This is a genomic window from Opitutus sp. ER46, from assembly GCF_003054705.1.
GTDB lineage: Bacteria > Verrucomicrobiota > Verrucomicrobiia > Opitutales > Opitutaceae > ER46.
On the sequence record NZ_QAYX01000023.1, the window covers coordinates 225,567 to 243,643 of the forward strand.

29 protein-coding genes are annotated in these 18,077 nt (G+C 62.6%); all 29 read left to right on the top strand.

Annotated elements, in window-relative coordinates; translation table 11 throughout:
• The first annotated feature begins 7 nt into the window (after positions 1-7).
• The 29 genes from rplB (at position 8) to guaA (ending at position 18,070) form a co-directional block, all read left to right on the top strand.
• Positions 8-877 (top strand): 50S ribosomal protein L2, encoded by an 870-nt coding sequence (gene rplB, locus DB354_RS13860; RefSeq protein ID WP_107836229.1) that lies wholly within the window; start codon positions 8-10, stop codon positions 875-877.
• 39 nt (positions 878-916) lie between these two features.
• Entirely contained in the window at positions 917-1,192 is a 276-nt protein-coding gene (gene rpsS, locus DB354_RS13865; RefSeq protein WP_107836230.1) for a 30S ribosomal protein S19, read from the top strand.
• A 122-nt stretch (positions 1,193-1,314) separates the two neighbouring features.
• Positions 1,315-1,659, top strand: coding sequence for a 50S ribosomal protein L22 (rplV, locus tag DB354_RS13870; protein ID WP_107836231.1), 345 nt, complete (start codon positions 1,315-1,317; stop codon positions 1,657-1,659).
• Positions 1,660-1,667: 8 nt separating this feature from the next.
• On the top strand, positions 1,668-2,300 hold the full coding sequence (gene rpsC / locus DB354_RS13875) for a 30S ribosomal protein S3 (RefSeq protein WP_107836232.1): 633 nt from the start codon (positions 1,668-1,670) through the stop codon (positions 2,298-2,300).
• A gap of 67 nt (positions 2,301-2,367) precedes the next feature.
• The gene (gene rplP / locus DB354_RS13880; RefSeq protein WP_107836233.1) at positions 2,368-2,790 is read left to right on the top strand and encodes a 50S ribosomal protein L16; all 423 of its coding nucleotides are present in this window, start codon (positions 2,368-2,370) and stop codon (positions 2,788-2,790) included.
• Between the two features lie 26 nt (positions 2,791-2,816).
• On the top strand, positions 2,817-3,023 hold the full coding sequence (rpmC, locus tag DB354_RS13885; RefSeq protein ID WP_107836234.1) for a 50S ribosomal protein L29: 207 nt from the start codon (positions 2,817-2,819) through the stop codon (positions 3,021-3,023).
• A 99-nt stretch (positions 3,024-3,122) separates the two neighbouring features.
• A complete protein-coding gene (gene rpsQ, locus DB354_RS13890; RefSeq protein WP_107836235.1) occupies positions 3,123-3,494 on the top strand; it encodes a 30S ribosomal protein S17 in 372 nt (123 codons plus the stop codon).
• Positions 3,495-3,530: 36 nt separating this feature from the next.
• Positions 3,531-3,896 (top strand): 50S ribosomal protein L14, encoded by a 366-nt coding sequence (gene rplN, locus DB354_RS13895; protein ID WP_107836236.1) that lies wholly within the window; start codon positions 3,531-3,533, stop codon positions 3,894-3,896.
• A gap of 23 nt (positions 3,897-3,919) precedes the next feature.
• Positions 3,920-4,192 (top strand): 50S ribosomal protein L24, encoded by a 273-nt coding sequence (rplX, locus tag DB354_RS13900; protein ID WP_107836237.1) that lies wholly within the window; start codon positions 3,920-3,922, stop codon positions 4,190-4,192.
• Between the two features lie 180 nt (positions 4,193-4,372).
• Positions 4,373-4,945: a 50S ribosomal protein L5 gene (gene rplE / locus DB354_RS13905; RefSeq protein WP_107836238.1), complete on the top strand. Its 573-nt coding sequence runs from the start codon at positions 4,373-4,375 to the stop codon at positions 4,943-4,945.
• Positions 4,946-4,965: 20 nt separating this feature from the next.
• On the top strand, positions 4,966-5,271 hold the full coding sequence (gene rpsN / locus DB354_RS13910) for a 30S ribosomal protein S14 (RefSeq protein ID WP_107836239.1): 306 nt from the start codon (positions 4,966-4,968) through the stop codon (positions 5,269-5,271).
• Positions 5,272-5,331: 60 nt separating this feature from the next.
• Positions 5,332-5,724 (top strand): 30S ribosomal protein S8, encoded by a 393-nt coding sequence (gene rpsH / locus DB354_RS13915; protein WP_107836240.1) that lies wholly within the window; start codon positions 5,332-5,334, stop codon positions 5,722-5,724.
• Between the two features lie 9 nt (positions 5,725-5,733).
• Positions 5,734-6,270, top strand: coding sequence for a 50S ribosomal protein L6 (gene rplF / locus DB354_RS13920; RefSeq protein WP_107836241.1), 537 nt, complete (start codon positions 5,734-5,736; stop codon positions 6,268-6,270).
• A 17-nt stretch (positions 6,271-6,287) separates the two neighbouring features.
• On the top strand, positions 6,288-6,647 hold the full coding sequence (rplR, locus tag DB354_RS13925) for a 50S ribosomal protein L18 (RefSeq protein WP_107836242.1): 360 nt from the start codon (positions 6,288-6,290) through the stop codon (positions 6,645-6,647).
• Between the two features lie 9 nt (positions 6,648-6,656).
• The gene (gene rpsE / locus DB354_RS13930; RefSeq protein ID WP_107836243.1) at positions 6,657-7,319 is read left to right on the top strand and encodes a 30S ribosomal protein S5; all 663 of its coding nucleotides are present in this window, start codon (positions 6,657-6,659) and stop codon (positions 7,317-7,319) included.
• A gap of 185 nt (positions 7,320-7,504) precedes the next feature.
• Positions 7,505-7,951 carry a 50S ribosomal protein L15 gene (gene rplO / locus DB354_RS13935; protein WP_107836244.1) on the top strand — a complete coding sequence of 149 codons (447 nt, stop codon included), beginning with the start codon at positions 7,505-7,507 and terminating at the stop codon, positions 7,949-7,951.
• Between the two features lie 118 nt (positions 7,952-8,069).
• Positions 8,070-9,575: a preprotein translocase subunit SecY gene (secY, locus tag DB354_RS13940; RefSeq protein WP_107836245.1), complete on the top strand. Its 1,506-nt coding sequence runs from the start codon at positions 8,070-8,072 to the stop codon at positions 9,573-9,575.
• Between the two features lie 9 nt (positions 9,576-9,584).
• Positions 9,585-10,046, top strand: coding sequence for an adenylate kinase (locus tag DB354_RS13945; RefSeq protein ID WP_146180254.1), 462 nt, complete (start codon positions 9,585-9,587; stop codon positions 10,044-10,046).
• Positions 10,043-10,825, top strand: a complete 783-nt coding sequence (map, locus tag DB354_RS13950) for a type I methionyl aminopeptidase (protein ID WP_107836247.1) — start codon at positions 10,043-10,045, stop codon at positions 10,823-10,825. Before DB354_RS13945 ends, map begins: the two co-directional genes overlap by 4 nt.
• 64 nt (positions 10,826-10,889) lie before the next feature.
• Entirely contained in the window at positions 10,890-11,276 is a 387-nt protein-coding gene (rpsM, locus tag DB354_RS13955; RefSeq protein WP_107836248.1) for a 30S ribosomal protein S13, read from the top strand.
• Positions 11,277-11,288: 12 nt separating this feature from the next.
• Positions 11,289-11,936, top strand: a complete 648-nt coding sequence (rpsK, locus tag DB354_RS23015; protein WP_107836249.1) for a 30S ribosomal protein S11 — start codon at positions 11,289-11,291, stop codon at positions 11,934-11,936.
• A 117-nt stretch (positions 11,937-12,053) separates the two neighbouring features.
• A complete protein-coding gene (gene rpsD, locus DB354_RS13965; protein WP_107836250.1) occupies positions 12,054-12,665 on the top strand; it encodes a 30S ribosomal protein S4 in 612 nt (203 codons plus the stop codon).
• Positions 12,666-12,718: 53 nt separating this feature from the next.
• A complete protein-coding gene (locus DB354_RS13970; protein ID WP_107836251.1) occupies positions 12,719-13,720 on the top strand; it encodes a DNA-directed RNA polymerase subunit alpha in 1,002 nt (333 codons plus the stop codon).
• Between the two features lie 171 nt (positions 13,721-13,891).
• Complete coding sequence (rplQ, locus tag DB354_RS13975) at positions 13,892-14,407, top strand: 50S ribosomal protein L17 (protein WP_107836252.1); 516 nt, start codon at positions 13,892-13,894, stop codon at positions 14,405-14,407.
• Positions 14,408-14,526: 119 nt separating this feature from the next.
• Complete coding sequence (locus DB354_RS13980) at positions 14,527-14,754, top strand: hydrogenase nickel incorporation protein HypA (protein WP_107836253.1); 228 nt, start codon at positions 14,527-14,529, stop codon at positions 14,752-14,754.
• Positions 14,755-15,021: 267 nt separating this feature from the next.
• Positions 15,022-15,333, top strand: coding sequence for a hypothetical protein (locus tag DB354_RS22040; protein ID WP_146180255.1), 312 nt, complete (start codon positions 15,022-15,024; stop codon positions 15,331-15,333).
• A gap of 53 nt (positions 15,334-15,386) precedes the next feature.
• The gene (locus DB354_RS13990; RefSeq protein ID WP_107836255.1) at positions 15,387-15,692 is read left to right on the top strand and encodes a hypothetical protein; all 306 of its coding nucleotides are present in this window, start codon (positions 15,387-15,389) and stop codon (positions 15,690-15,692) included.
• A 234-nt stretch (positions 15,693-15,926) separates the two neighbouring features.
• Positions 15,927-16,334 carry a response regulator gene (locus tag DB354_RS13995; RefSeq protein WP_107836256.1) on the top strand — a complete coding sequence of 136 codons (408 nt, stop codon included), beginning with the start codon at positions 15,927-15,929 and terminating at the stop codon, positions 16,332-16,334.
• 197 nt (positions 16,335-16,531) lie between these two features.
• The gene (guaA, locus tag DB354_RS14000; RefSeq protein WP_107836257.1) at positions 16,532-18,070 is read left to right on the top strand and encodes a glutamine-hydrolyzing GMP synthase; all 1,539 of its coding nucleotides are present in this window, start codon (positions 16,532-16,534) and stop codon (positions 18,068-18,070) included.
• The last annotated feature ends 7 nt before the right edge of the window (positions 18,071-18,077 follow it).

Genomic DNA, 18,077 nt, shown 5'->3' on the forward strand with positions numbered 1-18,077 from the left:
CCCATCCATGGCACTCAAAATTTTTCGCCCGCTTACGCCCGCCGGTCGTTTCACCTCGCTGAACAAGACCACCGCGGAGCTCACCAACAAGCGTCCGGAGCGCACCCTCCTCGAGAACAAGAACAAGTCGGGCGGCCGCAACGTCTACGGCCGCGTGACCTCGCGTCACCGGGGCGGCGGCCACAAGCAGCTGTACCGCATCGTGGACTTCCGTCGCGATATTCGCGACATGCCCGCGAAGGTGCAGGCGCTGGAGTACGATCCGAATCGTTCGGCCAACCTCGCGCTCGTCGCGTACGCCAACGGTGAGAAGCGTTACATCATCGCCCCCCGTGGCCTGAAGGTTGGCGACAGCATCTTCGCCTCCGACAAGGCGACGACCAACGACTTTAACGTCGGCAACAATTTCCCGCTGGCGATCATCCCGCCGTCGACCCGCCTGCACTGCGTCGAGCTCGTTCCCGGTCGTGGCGCTCAGATCGCGCGTTCCGCTGGCGCCGGCCTGGAGCTGGTCGCGGTCGAGAACGGCAAGGCGACGCTGAAGATGCCGTCCGGCGAGCTTCGGGTTGTCCACCCGAACTGCCGCGCGACCATCGGCGAAGTCGGCAACACCGACCATAACCAGCAGTCGCTGGGCAAGGCCGGTCGCAAGCGGTGGCTGGGCATTCGCCCGACCGTTCGTGGTATGGCGATGAACCCGGTCGATCATCCCAACGGTGGTGGTCAGGGTAAGTCCAAGGGTGGTGGTGGCCGTCAGCAGCTCGTCTCCCCGTGGGGCCAGCTCGCGAAGGGCTTCCCGACCCGTCGCCGTTCGAAGCCCTCGAACGCGCAGATCATCGTCCACCACAATGGTCGCAAGCCGCGCGGCCAGAAGTAATGGAAGGCCACCCTCACTCTCACCTGCACTCTTACTGACATGGCACGTTCCATCAAAAAAGGCTTCTACGTCGACTACCACCTGCTCGAGAAGATCGAGAAATCGGTGAAGGCCGGCAACAAGAAGCCCATCCAGACCTGGTCCCGCCGCTCGACGATCACCCCCGACTTCGTCGGCCAGACGTTCAGCGTGCACAATGGCAAGGCGTTCATCGCCGTTTACGTCACCGAGAACATGGTCGGCCATAAGCTGGGCGAGTTCGCTCCGACCCGCACCTTCAAGGCGCACGGTGGCATGACCCGCAAGGAGATCTAAGCGTCCGCGCTTCTCTGTCCGTTTCACTTCAGACCTAACCAACGAAAACATCGAAAGGGTAGGGCGCGTCCTCCGCGCTGCTATCGCCGGCCGTTCCCCGTGCCGGAATCGCCAACATCACCATGGAAGTTCAAGCCCTCACTCGCTACGCGCGCATGTCACCGAAGAAGGTGCGCGAAGTCGCCCGCACGATCCAAGGCCGCAAGGCCTCGGAGGCGGTCGATTATTTGACCCTGATCCCGCGCAAGTCGGCCCGCCTCATCGCGAAGACGCTGAAGAGCGCGATCGCGAACGCCGAGAACAACAACAACCTCTCGGCTGATTCGCTCACCGTGAAGCTCGCGTTGATCGAGAACGGACCGGTCCTCAAGCGCTTCAAGGCGGCCGCTCGTGGCTCCGCTGCCCCCCGCCGCAAGAAAATGTCGCACATCCGCATCGTCCTCACCGACGGCGAAACCAACTCCTGATCACTTCCATGGGCCAAAAAACCAATCCCGTCGGTTTCCGTCTCGCTGTTCGCCGCAACTGGCAGTCCCGCTGGTACGCGAGCAAGAAGGATTTCCCGAAGCTTCTGAACGAGGACCAGGTCATCCGTGAGAAGCTCATGGAGAAGCTGAAGCAGGCCTCGGTGCCGCGCATCTTTATCGAGCGCGCCTCGAACCGCGTCCGCGTCAAGATCTACACCGCCCGCCCCGGCATCGTCATCGGTCGCAAGGGCCAGGAAGTGGAGAATATCAAGGCCGAGCTGGCCAAGCTCACCGGCAAGGAGATCCTCCTCGACATCCAGGAGGTCAAGAAGCCCGAGATCGAAGCGCAGCTCGTCGCCGAGAACGTCGCGCTCCAGCTCGAACGCCGCATTGCGTTCCGTCGCGCGATGAAGAAGGCGGTCGAAATGGCAATGGCGCTCGGCGCCGAGGGCATTCGTATCCAGTGCTCGGGTCGCCTTGGTGGCGCCGACATTGCTCGTCGTGAATGGCAGCGCAAGGGCCGCGTGCCGCTCCATACTCTGCGCGAGAACATCGATTACGGCTTCTCCGAAGCCCACACCGTGTACGGCAAGATCGGCGTCAAGTGCTGGATCTGCAAAAAGGAGTCCGACAACAGCTAACACCTACAGCGAACTGCCTCGGGCCCCGGCCTGGGGCGCGGCGCTGAACGCTTAACGATTTACCAACATGGCTCTCGCTCCCGCCCGTACAAAATATCGCAAGTCGCAGAAAGGCTCCCGCGCCGGCAATGCGAAGCGTGGCAACACGCTCGCGTTCGGCGATTTCGGCCTCCAGTCGCTCACCCGTGGGCCCATGACCGGCCAGCAGATCGAGGCCGCTCGCGTCACCATCTCGCGGCACCTCAAGCGCAAGGGCAAACTCTGGATTCGCGTTTTCCCGCACAAGCCGGTCACCAAGAAGCCCGCTGAGGTCCGCATGGGCCAGGGCAAAGGCCCGGTCGAGTTCTACGTCGCCGTCGTCAAACCCGGCGCCGTCCTCTTTGAACTCGCTGGCGTGCCCATCAACACGGCGAAGGAAGCGTTCCGCCTCGCCGACGCCAAACTGCCGTTCCACTGCCGCTTCATCGCGCGGGAAGGCGCCGCCAGCTGAAGTCGAACCCAGCCAACCGAACCGACATGACTTCAAAAGAAATCCGCGAACTCTCGGTCACCGAGATCGAGACCAAGCTCCGCGAGACCCGCGAGCAACTCCTCCAGCTCCGCCTGCGCAAGCAGACCGGCCAGGTCGAGAAAACCCACGAGCTCCGCACGCTCCGCAAGGACATTGCCCGGCTCGAAAGCATCCGCACCGAAAAGAAAGCGAAAGCTCCGGCCGCCGCCTAAACGATTTCGGATTGGCGATTGCGGAGCGCGAAAAGAAACGCTGCCCGCTGCCGAGCCGATCCGAAGTCCGCAATCCGAAATCCGAAATCCGAAATTCCAATGTCCACCGCCACTCCAGGCCAGCGCAGCGCGCGCAAAACCGTCGTCGGTGTCGTCTCCAGTCGCTCCGGCGACAAGTCGATCAAAGTCGTCGTCCCTTTCAAGACGCCGCATCCCCGTTATCACAAGGTCGTCAACCGCCAGACCGTCCTCCACGTCCATGACGAAAAGAACGAGACCAAGGTCGGTGACCAGGTCGAGATCATGGAAACCCGCCCGATGAGCCGGCTGAAGCGCTGGCGCGTGGTCGCGGTTCTGCAGAAGGCCGTCACCGCCGCCGGAGCCATTTCCGAGACCGACGTTGCCGCCGCCGTGCCGACGAAGACCACCAAGCCGAACGAGGCTCCCGTGCAGCCCGAGTCGAAGGCCTGAAACCACTAAACAAAATACCCGCATAGGAGGCCTGCCATGATTCAACTGCGCTCCATCCTCGACGTCGCCGACAACACCGGCGCGCGCAAAGCCGCTCTCATTCAGCGTATGGGCCAGCCCACGCCCTACGCTCACGTCGGTGACATCGTCACCGTCCACATCAAGGAGAGCACGACCGACGCGACCGTCAAAAAGGGCGAGGTCGCGAAAGCCGTCGTCGTCCGCACCAAGGCGCCCATCCGTCGTGCCGACGGCAGCTACCTGCGCTTCGACAGCAACGCGATCGTCATCATCGACGCGACCAACAATCCCAAGGGTACCCGTATCTTCGGTCCGGTGGCCCGAGAACTGCGCGCGAAGAACTTCATGAAGATCATCTCGCTCGCTCCGGAAGTCCTCTGAGACCGACCGATCCCGTCCCAACCATGAAGAAGTTTCACATCAAACGCGGCGACACGGTCGTCGTCATCGCCGGCTCCCAGAAGGGCAAGTCGGGCAAGGTCATCGAGGTGCTCCCCGCCAAGGAGCGCGCCCGCATCGAGGGTATCGCGATGATCAAGCGCCACGAGAAGAAGTCGGAGAAGAACCCCCAGGGCGCCATCACCGAGCGCGAGGGTTCCGTCCACATCTCGAACCTGATGCTCCAGGCTGACTTCGACGCCTCCACGCGCCGGAAGAAGAACGAAGCGAAGGCCTGATTTCGCTGGGGGCGGTTTGATGAAGCGATAAGTAGTTTACGGCCAGGGTGTTCCGCCTTGGTTGGCCCGTGCGGGTCAATTGCTCCTTGTCACACGCCACTCTGGCCCCTGCAATCTTCCCCTTTTCCCTTTTCATCCATTCCATCGTCTGCCTGCGGTCGGTAATCGCGGGCCCCATCCATGAGCAAGAAGACTCCCTCCCTGAAGAAGCTTTACGTCGAGCAGGTCGTTCCTGAACTCGTCAAGAGCCGTGGCTACAAGAACAAGCACGAGGTGCCGAAGCTGGTGAAGATCTCGATCAACACCGGTATCGATGCTGAGGCGGACAAGAACCAGATCGCCGACGTCCAGCGCGATGTCGCCGCCATCGCCGGCCAGAAACCGGTGCTCGCCAAATCCCGCAAGGCCATTGCCAACTTCAAGCTCAAGCAGGGCCAGGTCGTGGGCTGCCACGTCACCCTCCGTAGCGATGCGATGTGGGAGTTCCTCTATCGCCTGATCGCCGTCGCGCTGCCGACCATTCGCGACTTCCGCGGCATTCCTTCGAAGCTCGATGGGCAGGGCAACTACAACCTCGGTGTCACGGATCACTCCATCTTCCCGGAAATCTCGATCGAGAACATCAAGAAGCATATCGGCCTCGACATTACGATCGTGACGACCGCCAAGTCGGACGATGAGGGCCGCGAACTGCTCCGCCTGCTGGGCATGCCGTTCCGCCGCAGCGAACCCGTCGCGCCGAAGGCCGCGTAATCAAACTCACCTTTTCGACAATGCCCAAGACCTCTGCCATCGAGCGCAACAAGAAGCGCATCAAGCTCGCCGCGAAATTTGCCGCCAAGCGAGCCGAGTTGAAGGCGACCCTCGCCAACCCCGAGACGACCGACACTGACTTCTACGCCGCGCAGAAGAAGCTGCAGAAGCTGCCGCGCAACTCGTCGCCGGTGCGCATCCGCAACCGCTGCTCGATGAGCGGCCGTCCGCGCGCCTACAACCGCAAGTTCGGCGTCTCTCGTATCCAGTTCCGCGAACTCGCGCTCGCCGGCAAGATCCCCGGCGTCGTCAAGTCCTCCTGGTAAAGAATTTGGCCCACGGGGGTCGGATATGACCCGCGCGGCCGTAACTCGAAAGCATCCACCATGACCGATCCGATCAGTGATTTCCTCACGCGCCTCCGCAATGCGAGCAAGGCGCGCCTCGACGAGTGCATCGCCCCGCACTCCATGCTGAAAGAGAACGTCGCCAGCATCCTCAAGACTGAGGGCTACGTCGCCGACTACAGCAACGGCACCGACGCGCAGGGCCACAAGACCCTCGTCGTGAAAATGAAGTACGTCGATGGCGCCCCCGCCATTACCGGGCTGAAGCGTGTTTCCACGCCTGGCCGTCGCCTGTACTACCGCTACACCGAAATTCCGCGCGTTCTCAACGGCCTCGGCATCGGCATTCTGTCGACCTCAAAGGGCCTGATGAAGGACGCCGACTGCCGCCGCAACAAGGCGGGCGGCGAACTGATCTGCAACGTCTGGTAAGGAGCCACCATGAGTCGTATCGGCAAACAACCCGTTTCCATCCCCGACAAGGTCAAGGTCACCGTCACCGGTGAGACCGTCCTCGTCGAGGGCCCCAAGGGCAAGGTGCAGAAATCCTTCGCCCCCGTCGTCAAAGTCACCGTGACCGACAAGAAGGTCACCTTCGCTCCCACCGAGGAGTCGCGTTTCGCCAAGGCCATGTACGGCACGGCCCGTTCCGTGGTCGCCGGCATGGTGAAGGGCGTGACCGAAGGTTACGTCAAGGATCTCGAGATCCAGGGCGTCGGTTTCAAGGCGGCGCTGAAGGGCAAGCAGCTCGACCTCGCGCTGGGCTACTCGCATCCGATCCTGATGGACATCCCCGAGGGGATCAAAATTACCGTTACCGACGGCACCAAGCTGAAGGTCGAGGGTGCGGACAAGCAGCTCGTCGGCGCCATTACCGCCGAAATTCGCGGCTACTACCCGCCGGAGCCGTACAAGGGCAAGGGCGTGCGCATCGTCGGCGAACGGGTTCGCCGCAAGGAAGGCAAGACCGTCGCCTAACGCCGGGAGAAACACACATGAGCATTACCAAATCCCGCCTCCTCCAGAATCGTCGCTGGCGCATCCGCAAGAAGGTGAACGGCACTGCCGCTCGCCCGCGCCTCAGCGTCCGCTTCACCGCCAAGCACGTCTATGCCCAGGCCATCGACGACGATGCCGGCAAGACGCTCCTGTTCCTCTCGAGTCTCGATCCCGAGCTCCGCGAGCAGAAGCTGAAGGCCAACATCGCGAGCGCCAAGATCCTCGGTGTCGCTTTCGCCACCAAGGCGAAGGCCGCTGGCATCGAAACGGTGGTGTTCGACCGCAGCGGCGCCCCGTACCACGGCAAAGTCAAAACGTTCGCCGACGCCGCGCGCGAAGGTGGCCTCAAATTCTAATAACCTCGCATGAGCACCGATCCCATTTCCGCTCCGGAAAACACCACGCCCACCGCTCCTGAAGCCGCCGCTCCCGCGCCGGCCCCGGAAGCGCGTGAACCGCGTGCGCCGCGTGGCCAGGGTGGTTTCCGCGGCCAGGGTGGCCGCGGCCCCGGTGGCAATCGCGGGCCCCGCCGCGACAATCGCGACCGCCAGCCTCAGGAAGGCGACGGCCCGCAGATGATTGAGAAGGTCGTCTTCATCAACCGCTGCGCCAAGGTGGTGAAGGGTGGCCGTCGTTTCAGCTTCGCCGCTCTCGCTGTCGTCGGCGACGGCAAGGGCAAGGTTGGCATCGGCTACGGCAAGGCCAACGAAGTTCCTGACGCGATCAAGAAGGGCACCGCCAACGCCCACAAGCACCTCGTCACCGTGAAGCTCAAGGGCGACACGATCCCGCACGACGTGCTCGGTGAGTACGATGGCGGCCGCGTCATGCTGAAGCCGGCGTCGCCCGGCACCGGCCTCATCGCGGGTGGCGGCGTTCGCGCCGTCCTCGAGGCTGCCGGAGTGAAGAACATCCTCACGAAGTCGATGGGTTCCTCGAACCACATCGCCGTCGTGCACGCCACCCTCGAAGGCCTCCGCAAACTGCGGCTCGCCGACGATATCAGCAACGTTCGCAAGAACGCCTGAGCCGGCCCTCGAACTTCGAATCACGATTACCCATCGCCGAGCCGCGCCTCATGGGCGCTTGAGCCCGGCGGTCGGGATCGGGGTTCGAAGTTCGGCCGTTCCCAGCAGGTCCAGATTCTCCCCATTTTTAATCCGAGTTTCGGCGAGGCCTAGCCTCGCCGGGGCGCCAAAGAGGAAACGAAGCAATGAAGCTCCACGAACTGAAGAACGTCCCCGGTGCAGTGCACCGCAAGAAGCGCGTTGGCTGCGGCGAAGGCGGCGGCCACGGCAAGACCTCCGGCAAGGGTGGCAAGGGTCAGACCGCCCGTTCCGGCGGCAGCATCCGCCCTGGCTTTGAAGGCGGCCAGATGCCCCTGTACCGCAAGCTCCCGCACCGCGGCTTCAACAATTTCAATCACCGCGTCTCGTACGCCGTGGTGAATGTCAGTGATCTGGCCTCTCTCGACGCCAGCGTCACCGAGGTCAACGCTGCCGTGCTCGCCGCCCAGGGCCTGATCCGGGCCGATGAGACCAGCGTCAAGATCCTTGGCGACGGCGAAATCAGCCGTGTGCTCAAGGTTACGGCCGCCAAGTTTTCCGGCGCCGCCAAGGCCAAGATCGAGAAGGCTGGCGGTCAGGCTATCGTCGCCTAAGAGGCGACGCTGTTTCGGTTTTCGTTAGGGACTTGGTTCCGGCGTGATCCCCGCGCCGGACCGGTCCCGGGGCTCGACAATCGAAAATCGGAAACCCAGAATCGAAATTTCTATCCCCGTGTTTTCCGCCTTCACGAATTCCCTGAAGATTCCGGAGCTTCGTTCCCGGATATTCTATACGCTCTCCTTGCTGTTCGTTGCCCGCGTGGCGGCTTATATCCCGCTTCCCGGCATCGACCCGCATCCGCTCCAGCGGTTCTTCGCCGACCAGGCGGCCGGTGGGGCAGGGGCGCTGATGGGCCTCTACAACATGTTCACCGGTGGCGCCCTGATGAAGGGTGCCATCGCGGCCCTCGGCATCATGCCGTACATCAGCGCTCAGATTATCTTCCAGCTGATGACCGCTGTCGTGCCGTCATTGAGCCGGTTGCAGCAGGAAGGCGACGTGGGGCGGCAGAAGCTGACCCAGTACACCCGTTACGCGACGGTGCTGATCTGCGTGATCCAAGGCGCCCTTCTTCTGCTCGCGCTGGAGAACCCGCAGCAGTTGTTCCCCGGCTATGATGTCGCGACGTACGGCCCGATTGTGATCGTTCCGAAGGTCGGCTTCCTCATCACTTCGATCATCTTCATGACCGCCGGCACCATGCTGCTCATGTGGCTCGGCGAACAGATCACCCAGCGCGGCATCGGCAACGGTGTGTCGCTCCTGATCACGGTCGGCATTCTCGCCGATATCCCCGGTGCCGCCATGCAGACCTATCGGATGTTCTTCCGTCCGGTGGGCACGGGCAGCGATCTTGGGCTACCTCAGGCGGTTGTCATGATCGCGCTGTTCCTGATCGTCACGGTTGGAATCATCATGGTGGTGCAGGGCCAGAGAAAGATTCCGGTCCAGTACGCCAAGCGCGTGGTCGGCAACAAGGTCATGGGCGGACAGAGCTCCTTCCTGCCGCTCAAGGTCAACTACTCGGGCGTCATGCCCGTGATCTTCGCGAGCGCCATCCTCCTTTTTCCGCAGCAGATTCTCTCGTGGGTGGGCGCCTCCTGGCACCTCAAGTTTCTGACCGACTTCTCCAACGAACTGCTGCGCGGTAGCGTCTGGTACTACGTTTTCAATGCCGTCCTGATCCTGTTCTTCAGCTATTTCTGGGTTTCGGTGATGTTTAAGCCGATTCAGATCGCCGACGACCTCAAGAAGTACGGCGGCTACATCCCAGGCGTGCGTCCCGGTGAGCCGACGGCGCAGTTCCTCGATTTCGTGATGACCCGCCTCACGCTCGCTGGTGCGATCTTCCTCACGATCATCGCCGTCACGCCCGATGTGCTCCTGTTCCAGATGAAGGTTCCAGCGCGTATCGCCTACTTCTTCGGCGGCACCGGCATGCTCATCACGGTCGGTGTCATTCTCGACACCATGCGCCAGGTGGAAACGTTCCTTCTCCAGCGTCACTATGACGGCTTCCTCCGGAAGGGCCGGATCCGTTCCCGCAGTGCGAACCCGCAGCAGGCCATGCTCGGCGACGCTCTCAGCCAGGAAGCGGTGATGAAGATCGCGTTGCCCATGTTGGGCCTGCTGCTGCTCGGCACTGGCATCGCGGCCTATCGTCACTTCCTGAATTAGTTCTTTACAGTGGCGGCGACGGGTGGCATTTCCGACCCCTTTGCTGGTTTCGGCCCTATCGCCAAAGCCAAGTATGTTCTCCTTGGGTCTGCCGGCCAATGGCTGGCCCAAGTTCGTTCTTTGAATCTAGAGCACGTCTCCCCGGTCCACTTGAAAGGGCTGGGGATTTCGCGCCGCCCGGCTTCGGCCTCGGCGGAGGAAGCGACCACCCTGGCGCTCATGCGCCGCTGGTTCTTCGCGCGCAAACCTGATGCGGGATTCGTCCTGACCGATTTCCCGGCTACGCTGCTCCAAGCCAAGGTGTTTGACGAATGGCTCGATGCCCGACACGAGGCGCTTGATGGCGTTCTTACTGCCGGAGCAGATCTCGATGGAGCCGTCGCTGAACACTATCGTGCGCTCGGTCTGCTCCAGCAGATCGACGCACTCGTGTCTTCCACCGCCAAATCGGCGGAAGGCTGCCTCGCATGACTATTCCCGTTAAGAACAAGGAAGGAATCGCCAAAATGCGCGAGGCATGTGCCATCGCCGCGACGGTTCTTGATCAACTCAAGCCCCTCGTCCGGCCTGGCATCACGACTCAGGACTTGGAAGAAGCGGGCCGCGATCTCATCGCCCGCTTGGGCGCGCGCAGCGCCTGTTACGGTTACCAGCACGGGTCGCACCGCTATCCCGCGCATACCTGCATCTCGGTGAACGAGGAAGTCGTTCATGGGATTCCGTCCTTCAAGCGCGTCCTCCGCGAGGGCGACATCGTCTCCCTTGACATCGTCGTCTGGCACGACGGCTACGTAGGCGACAATGCCTACACCGTTCCCGTCGGTGCCGTCTCGCCCGACTTGGATCAACTGCTCCGCGTCAGCCGCGAAGCCCTCGATCTCGGTATTCGACAGGCCCAGGTGGGCAATCGCGTGAACGACATCGGTCATGCCATCCAGACTTACGTCGAAGCCCACGGATTCTCCGTGGTCCGAGACATGGTTGGCCACGGCGTCGGAGTCGCGATGCACGAACCACCAGAGATTCCGAACTTCGGTCGCAAAGGCACCGGAGACCGGATCAAGGCGGGCATGACGTTCGCGATCGAACCCATGGTGAACATGGGCGGCTATCGGACCAAGACCTTGTCCGACGGCTGGACGATCGTCACTGCTGACGGCTCTCCTTCGGCCCACTTTGAGCACACGGTCCTGACCACCGAGCACGGTCCCGAAATTCTCACTGTTCCTCGTCCGCTTCCGGCGCGCTAACCCGCTCCCGTTTCCCTCTCCATATCCACAAATTTAACCACCAACTCTTAACTAGACACCATCCATGCCACGTCTCCTCGGCGTAGAAATCCCCGCGAAGAAGAAAGTCGCGTTCTCCCTCCGATACATCTTCGGTATCGGCCCCCAGCGGGCTGACCAGCTCGTTCAGGAAGCGAGCCTGAACCCCGACATGCGGGCGCAGGATCTCACTGAGGAACAGCTCAACAAGATCCTTCACCTGATCACCGAGCACAAGTGGGTGCTCGAGGGCGACCTCCGCCGCGAAATTGCCGGCAATCTGAAGCGCCTTCAGGCGATCAACTGCTATCGTGGCATCCGCCACCGCCGCGGCCTCCCGGTCCGTGGTCAGCGTACCAGCACCAACGCCCGCACCCGCAAGGGCCCGCGCAAGACCGTCGGCGTCAGCAAAGCCAAAGAAGCGTCCGCCTAATCCCATTCGCCCATGGCCGAAGAAAAATCCGCTCCGAAGAAAGAAAAGCCCGTCAAGGCCGCGACCGCTCCCGTCGAGGGTGCCGCAGCTGCTCCTGCTGAAAAGAAGGCCAAGGCTCCGAAGGCCGCTGGCGACAAGGCGGCCAAGCCCGCCGATGGCGCCGCTCCCGCCGCCGCTGGCGCGCCCGCTGCTCCCGCCGCCGAGCAGAAGCCGGTCGAGATGGTTCATGGTGTCGCCAAGCAGCCCACGGCCGAAGAACTCCTGAAGGAGGAGATCGGCGCAATCAAGGTCCGCAAGGCCAAGGGCTCTAAGAACGTCACCTCCGGCGTCGCCAACGTCCTCGCTTCCTTCAACAACACGATCGTCTCGATCACCGACCAGAAGGGTCAGGTCATCGCCTGGTCCAGCGCCGGCAAGTGCAACTTCCGCGGTTCGCGCAAGTCCACCGCCTACGCCGCCCAGGTTGTCGCGCAGGACGCCGCCCGCAACGCGATGGCGCACGGGCTCAAGGATATCGTCATCCGCGTGTCCGGCCCCGGCCTCGGTCGCGACTCCGCGATCCGCGCCCTCCAGGCGATCGGTCTCGAAATCACGTCCATCGTCGACGTGACGCCGATTCCGCACAACGGCTGCCGTCCCCGCAAGCGCCGCCGCGTGTAATCGTGCCTGGGACGAGGGCTCTCGGGTCACGTGGCATCTGCCGCGTGATCTCCGCGGGTCCCTCGACCCGCGGCTTCGCCACCCTCACTTTCACTTTCACTCTCACTTTTCAAAGTCATGGCTCGTTATACCGGCCCAACCACTCGCATCAGTCGTCGTTTTGGCCAACACCTCCTCGGCTCGGGCAAAGCGCTCGAGCGCCGCGGCTATCCCCCGGGGCAGCACGGCCCGAAGATGCGCCGCAAGCTCTCCGAATACGCCGTCGGCCTGAACGAAAAGCAGAAGCTCCGCTATATCTACGGCCTGCTTGAACGTCAGTTCCGTCGCGTCTTTGAGAACGCCAAGAAGGAGCGCGGCGTCACCGGCGAGCGCTTCCTCCAGCTCCTGGAGACCCGCCTCGACAGCACGGTCTATCTCCTCGGCCTCTCCAAGAGCCGCGCCTCCGCCCGGCAGATGGTCAACCACGGCCACATCCGCGTGAATGGCCACAAGGTCGACATCGCCAGCTACAACGTGAAGCCCGGCGACGAGATCGAGGTGAAGAACACCCCGGCTTCCCGCCAGCTCGCCACGCGTAATCTCGAGGAAAACCGGATCCGCAATGTTCCGGGCTGGCTCTCGATGAACGCCGAGACGTTCAAGGCCACGGTCGTGCGCATGCCGACCCGCGAAGAGATGACGCAGGACGTGAATGAGCAGCTCATCGTTGAGTTCTATTCGCGCTTCTAAACCCTTCGTCTGGGCCCACCCTTAAAAACCAAAATTCGTCCAACTTCCGCACCATGCCAAAACGTCTCGGAAAGTTCGAACTGCCCAACAAGCTTACCAAGGTCGAAGAAGGAGCCACGCCGACGTACGCCAAGTTCATCGCGGAGCCTTTCGAAGCCGGCTATGGGCACACCATCGGCAACTCCCTCCGTCGTGTGCTGCTGAGTTCGATCGAGGGCGCCGCCATCTCGTCCATCAAGATCGAGGGCGTTAACCACGAGTTCCAGTCGATCGATGGCGTTGTCGAGGATGTGACGGACATCGTTCTCAATCTGAAGAAGATCCTCATCGTCTCGCAAAAGCGCGAGCCGATCACCCTTCAGATCAAGGTCAACAAGCAGGGACCCGTGACGGCGGCCGACATCCAGGCCGACGCCAACATCCAGATCATCAATCCGGACCAGGTCATCTGCACGCTCGACTCCAAGAAGTCGTTTGACGCCGAGGTCGAAATCAAGACCGGCCGCGGTTACTTCCCCGGCGAGGCGAACAAGAAGGAAGAGCAGGCGATCGGCGTTATCCCGATCGATTCGCTCTTCTCTCCCGTGAAGCTCGTCAAATACGCCGTCGAGGCGACTCGCGTCGGCCAGATCACCGATTACGACAAGCTCAACCTCGAGATCTGGACCGATGGTCGCATCACGCCGGACGACGCGCTGAAGCAAGCCGCCTCGATCCTCAAACATCACCTCGACGTGTTCGATCGCGTCAGCGAGGAAGCCTACGAGTTCGAGAATCAGCAGAGTGAGGTCAGCGAGGAGCAGAACAAGCTCCGGAAGCTCCTCAATATGTCGGTCAACGAAATCGAGCTCTCGGTCCGCGCGGCGAACTGCCTCAACAACGCGAACATCACCACGGTCGGTGAGCTCGCGATGAAGACCGAGCAGGAGATGCTCAAGTACCGCAACTTCGGCAAGAAGTCGCTCAACGAGATCAAGGAAAAGCTCGAAGCGCTGGGCCTCTCGCTCGGCATGAAGTTCGACGAGCGCCTCCTCGACACCAAGAAGGAAGTCTAAACCGTAGGAGCGCGTGCCGCGTGACGGGCGCGGGATCGTACGATCCTCGCCCGTTCACGCGCTGCTCGCCTCCGCTTCTGCTCTCTCCATCATTTTCCGGCCTCGCGCCGTCCGCTGCCGCCCAACGCTGCGACCGGATCGCCGATCGGGACCGCCAACCACCAAACCAACATGCGTCACAATACACACCGCCACGGAATGGGCGTCACCAAGGAGCATCGCGCCGCGATGCTCTCCAATATGGCCGCCTCCCTGATCGAGCATGGTCGCATCGAGACCACGCTCGCCAAGGCCAAGGCACTTCGTCCCTTCATCGAGAAGGTGATTACCAAGGCCAAGCGTGCCGCGGCCAAGACCGACAAGAAGGACCAGATTCATCTGCGCCGCCTCGCGATGGCCGATATCCGCAACGAGGATGCCGTCAACAAGCTGTTCAACGAAACCTACAAGGAGTTCGTGAATCGCAGCGGCGGCTACACCCGCATCTACAAGCTCGGTCAGCAGCGCATCAGCGATGCCGCTGAGATGGCCCTCATCGAGTTCGTGAAGGCTGACGACCAGGGCTACAAGAAGTCCAAGGGCGCCAAGAAGGCCAAGGGCAAGAAGGCGGCCAAGGCTCCCAAGGCCGAAGCTGCCGCTCCCGAGGCTGCTCCTGCCGCCGAGGCGCCCAAGTCCGAGACCAAGTAATCCAGGTCTCGCCCGATACTCTCGACGCGCCGAAGAATTTCTTCGGCGCGTTTTTTGTCGCCTCATTCCGGGCACGCCAGCGTTGCCCCGGCTTTGCCGCCCTGTTTCAACTCTCTGCGATGTTCGATCTCACCATCGGCGCCGTTGTTTACTGCGTGCTCACCGCCGTGGTCTTCCTCGGTTTGTGGCTGTGGTACGACCGTCGCGACCACCGCCGGTTCGAACTCGAGCGCCGGAAGACAACCTTCCATTGCATTCGCTGCGATGCGCTCTACTCCGCTCCCACCGGTACCGAGCTGTGTCGTTGTCCGCACTGTGGCCACGAGAACGGCCGGTTGCGGTTCTAGCTTCTGGCCCTCGTCTCCCGTTCCTGTGGTACGTTGCCCTTGGGCGCTCCGCGTCCGATGGCCGAGGTCTCGGCGGACAGGGAGTGCAGATCGCTTCCGCTCGGATCGCGCAACACCGTTGGCCACGGCAACTGTTTCCTTCGCCGGCACGATACCCTCGTAGTTGAGCTCGGACGTGCCTTCACCGTGCGCGTGAGCCGGCGGCAAAGGCCTCCCACCACGGACGCTGGACTTGTGAAACGGACGGGCTGCGGCACGTTGCGCGCGATGGTGGACTACATTCGTGAACTCCGAGAAACGATCCGGCGACTGCACCGCTGTGAAGCCTCCCATACGCGGACGGAGTCGGTGTGCGAGGAGGTTGATGGCCGGGTGCTTTGGAAAGGCAGGGTCGAGGTGTTCGCTTTGCTCGGTCATGATGAAGCGCTGCGCTGTTACGCCTGGGGTGGGGTGGATGAGCAGGGGCGCTGGTCGGTGACGACGGTGCTCGCAATTCCACCCGTGCTTTCCGCCTCCACCGCGGTGCTCGCCGCCATTGCCGCGCGCGTTCGTGCTGAACGCGAGGACACCGGCAGCTGACCTGCTCGACGCCCGCGAACTGCCCGTCCGAACGGCTGTCAGTCGGCACCGTCATGAACGCAACCGACCTCCGGGAGCTGGACGGCAGGGTGGTGCTCGTAACCTCCGCCGTGGACCAGCGCAACCCACCCACAGGTCTCCGCGGTACGGTCCGTGTCGTCGAGGCTGACGACGCGGGCCGCCCAATCGTTCAGGTGGAGCTCGAGTTTCCGCAGATGTTCACCACCCGGGCCCGCCACCGCACGGTTACGCTCGGCGCTGAGGAGCTCCAGCAATTGTTCGACTCAGACCACGATGGCGCCCCGACCGTCGTCACCCTGCGGGAGCCGCTTGATCCAGAGACTCCCGCCGGGGAATAAGCAGGCGTCGGACTCGGACTCCTTGTGCGGGCGGGATGAAAGGTGATTCATTTGGCTCCATACCCCCGCGGGCGGCCCCTGCGCTGTCGGCGGAATTCCCGCTTGCGGGGGCGGTGATATCCCTGCTGCGCCCGAGTCCGCCGTACGCCGAACCAGTGCCGGACTCACGGGGAGGGCGGGACTTGCGTTTCGCCGGGGAATCTGGCCCGCTCATTGTCTCTTTTTTCGCACACCATGTCCCGCACCCTATTGGTCATAGACGACAACCAATCCGTGCGGGAGTCATTGCGGTTCCTGCTCCTCCGACGGGGGTATCACGTCTTGGCCGCGGCGGATGGACCCGAGGCGCTGGATCTGGCCGCGCAACACACCGTGGACGGAGCGATGGTGGATGTGAACATGCCCGGAATGAGCGGGATTGAGGTCTGCCGCATCCTGCACGAACGGGCGGCTGCCGACGGGCGCCGGATCGCGGTATGGATGATGACCGGTGCTCGTTCTCCTGAGGTCTTGCGCCAGGCGCGAGAGGCCGGGGCGCTTGAGCTTCTCGGCAAGCCGTTCGATATCCCGTCGCTGTACCGACGGATCGAGTGCCAGTTCGCCCCCGCCATCGACGCGAGGGCCACCTGCGCCGCGTCCTGACGTTTCCAGGAACTTGACCGTTTTGGGAGACGCGCCGCCGCGTGATCGCGGCGGACTTCCGCCGCTCGTTGCACTCACCTCCGGGGCAGCCAAAGGTCGGAGCCGGCTGGACGTGTCATGCGGGTGGGGCAACCGCCTCAATTGCTACTTGATCCTTGGTGCCTCCCTCGGTTCTCCTCACGGTTTTATCTCCGGTCATGCCACAAACCATCGCGGTTCTCGATTTCGGTTCGCAGCTCACCCAGGTCATCGCGCGGCGGATCCGCGAGTGTCAGGTTTACTCCAAGATCTTTCATTTTTCCACGAGCGCGGAGAAGCTGCGCCAGGAGAACGTCGTTGGCATCATTCTCTCCGGTGGTCCCCAGAGCGTCTATTCGCGCAAGGCTCCCCATCCGGATCCCGCGATCTTCGAACTCGGCGTACCGGTCCTCGGCATCTGCTACGGCGTGCAGTTGATGGGGCACTTTCTTGGCGGCGAAGTTGAGCACAGCAAAGAACGCGAATACGGCCACGGCCTGCTCACGATCCAGAAGCCGGGACGCCTCTTCGCCGGCCTGCCCAAGAAGGTGCGGGTCTGGAATTCGCATGGCGACAAGCTGACCAAGCTGCCGCCCGGTTTCCGGGCTATCGGCACCACCGAGAACTCGCCGTTCGCCGCGATTGAGGATACGAAGCGCAATTTCTACGGCATTCAGTTTCACCCGGAGGTGTTTCACACCGAGCGTGGTGTGGATATGATTCGCAACTTCCTGGTCGGCGTGTGCGCCGCGAAACAGGATTGGACGACGCGCGACTTCATCACCCACGCCGTCGAGAACATCCGCGCTCAGGTCGGCAAGGGGCGCGTCATCCTTGGCCTTTCGGGCGGCGTCGACTCGTCAGTGGCGGCCGCGCTGCTGCACAAGGCGATCGGGAAGCAGCTCACCTGCGTGTTCGTTGACAACGGGCTGCTGCGCAAGAACGAGCGGGAGTACGTTGAGAAACTTTACGGCCGCCACTTTCGCATCGATCTGCGCGTCGTCGACGCGTCGAGGCTCTTCCTGCGCCGTCTGAAGGGCGTGACGGAGCCCGAGCAGAAGCGGAAGATCATCGGCCGCACGTTCGTCGAGGTATTCGAGCGTTCACTCAAGTCGATCGGCCACGCCGAGTTCCTCGCGCAAGGCACGCTGTACCCCGATGTGATCGAAAGCGTTTCGATCGGCAACAACCCGGCCTCGCTCATCAAGACCCATCACAACGTCGGCGGATTGCCGGAACGCATGAAGCTCAAGTTGGTCGAGCCCTTGCGTGAGTTGTTCAAGGACGAGGTTCGCCAAGTCGGCAGCGTGCTCGGACTCCCGCGCGAGGTGGTCTGGCGCCAGCCGTTCCCTGGTCCGGGCCTCGGGGTCCGGGTCATGGGCGAGATCACCTCGGCCAACCTGGAGATCCTCCGCAACGCCGATGCCGTGCTGCATGATGAGATGATGCGCTCCGGTCTGTACTACAAAGTCTGGCAGTCGTTCTGCGTCTTCCTGCCGGTCAAGACGGTCGGTGTCTTTGGTGACGAACGCACGTACGACTACGTGATTGCGCTGCGCGTGGTGGAAAGCACCGACGCCATGACCGCCGATTGGGCCAAGCTCCCGCACGATCTTTTGCAGCGCGTCTCGAGCCGGATCACCAACGAGGTTCGGGGCGTTGGCCGCGTCGTCTTCGACATCAGTTCGAAGCCGCCGGCGACCATCGAGTGGGAGTAGTCGGCTC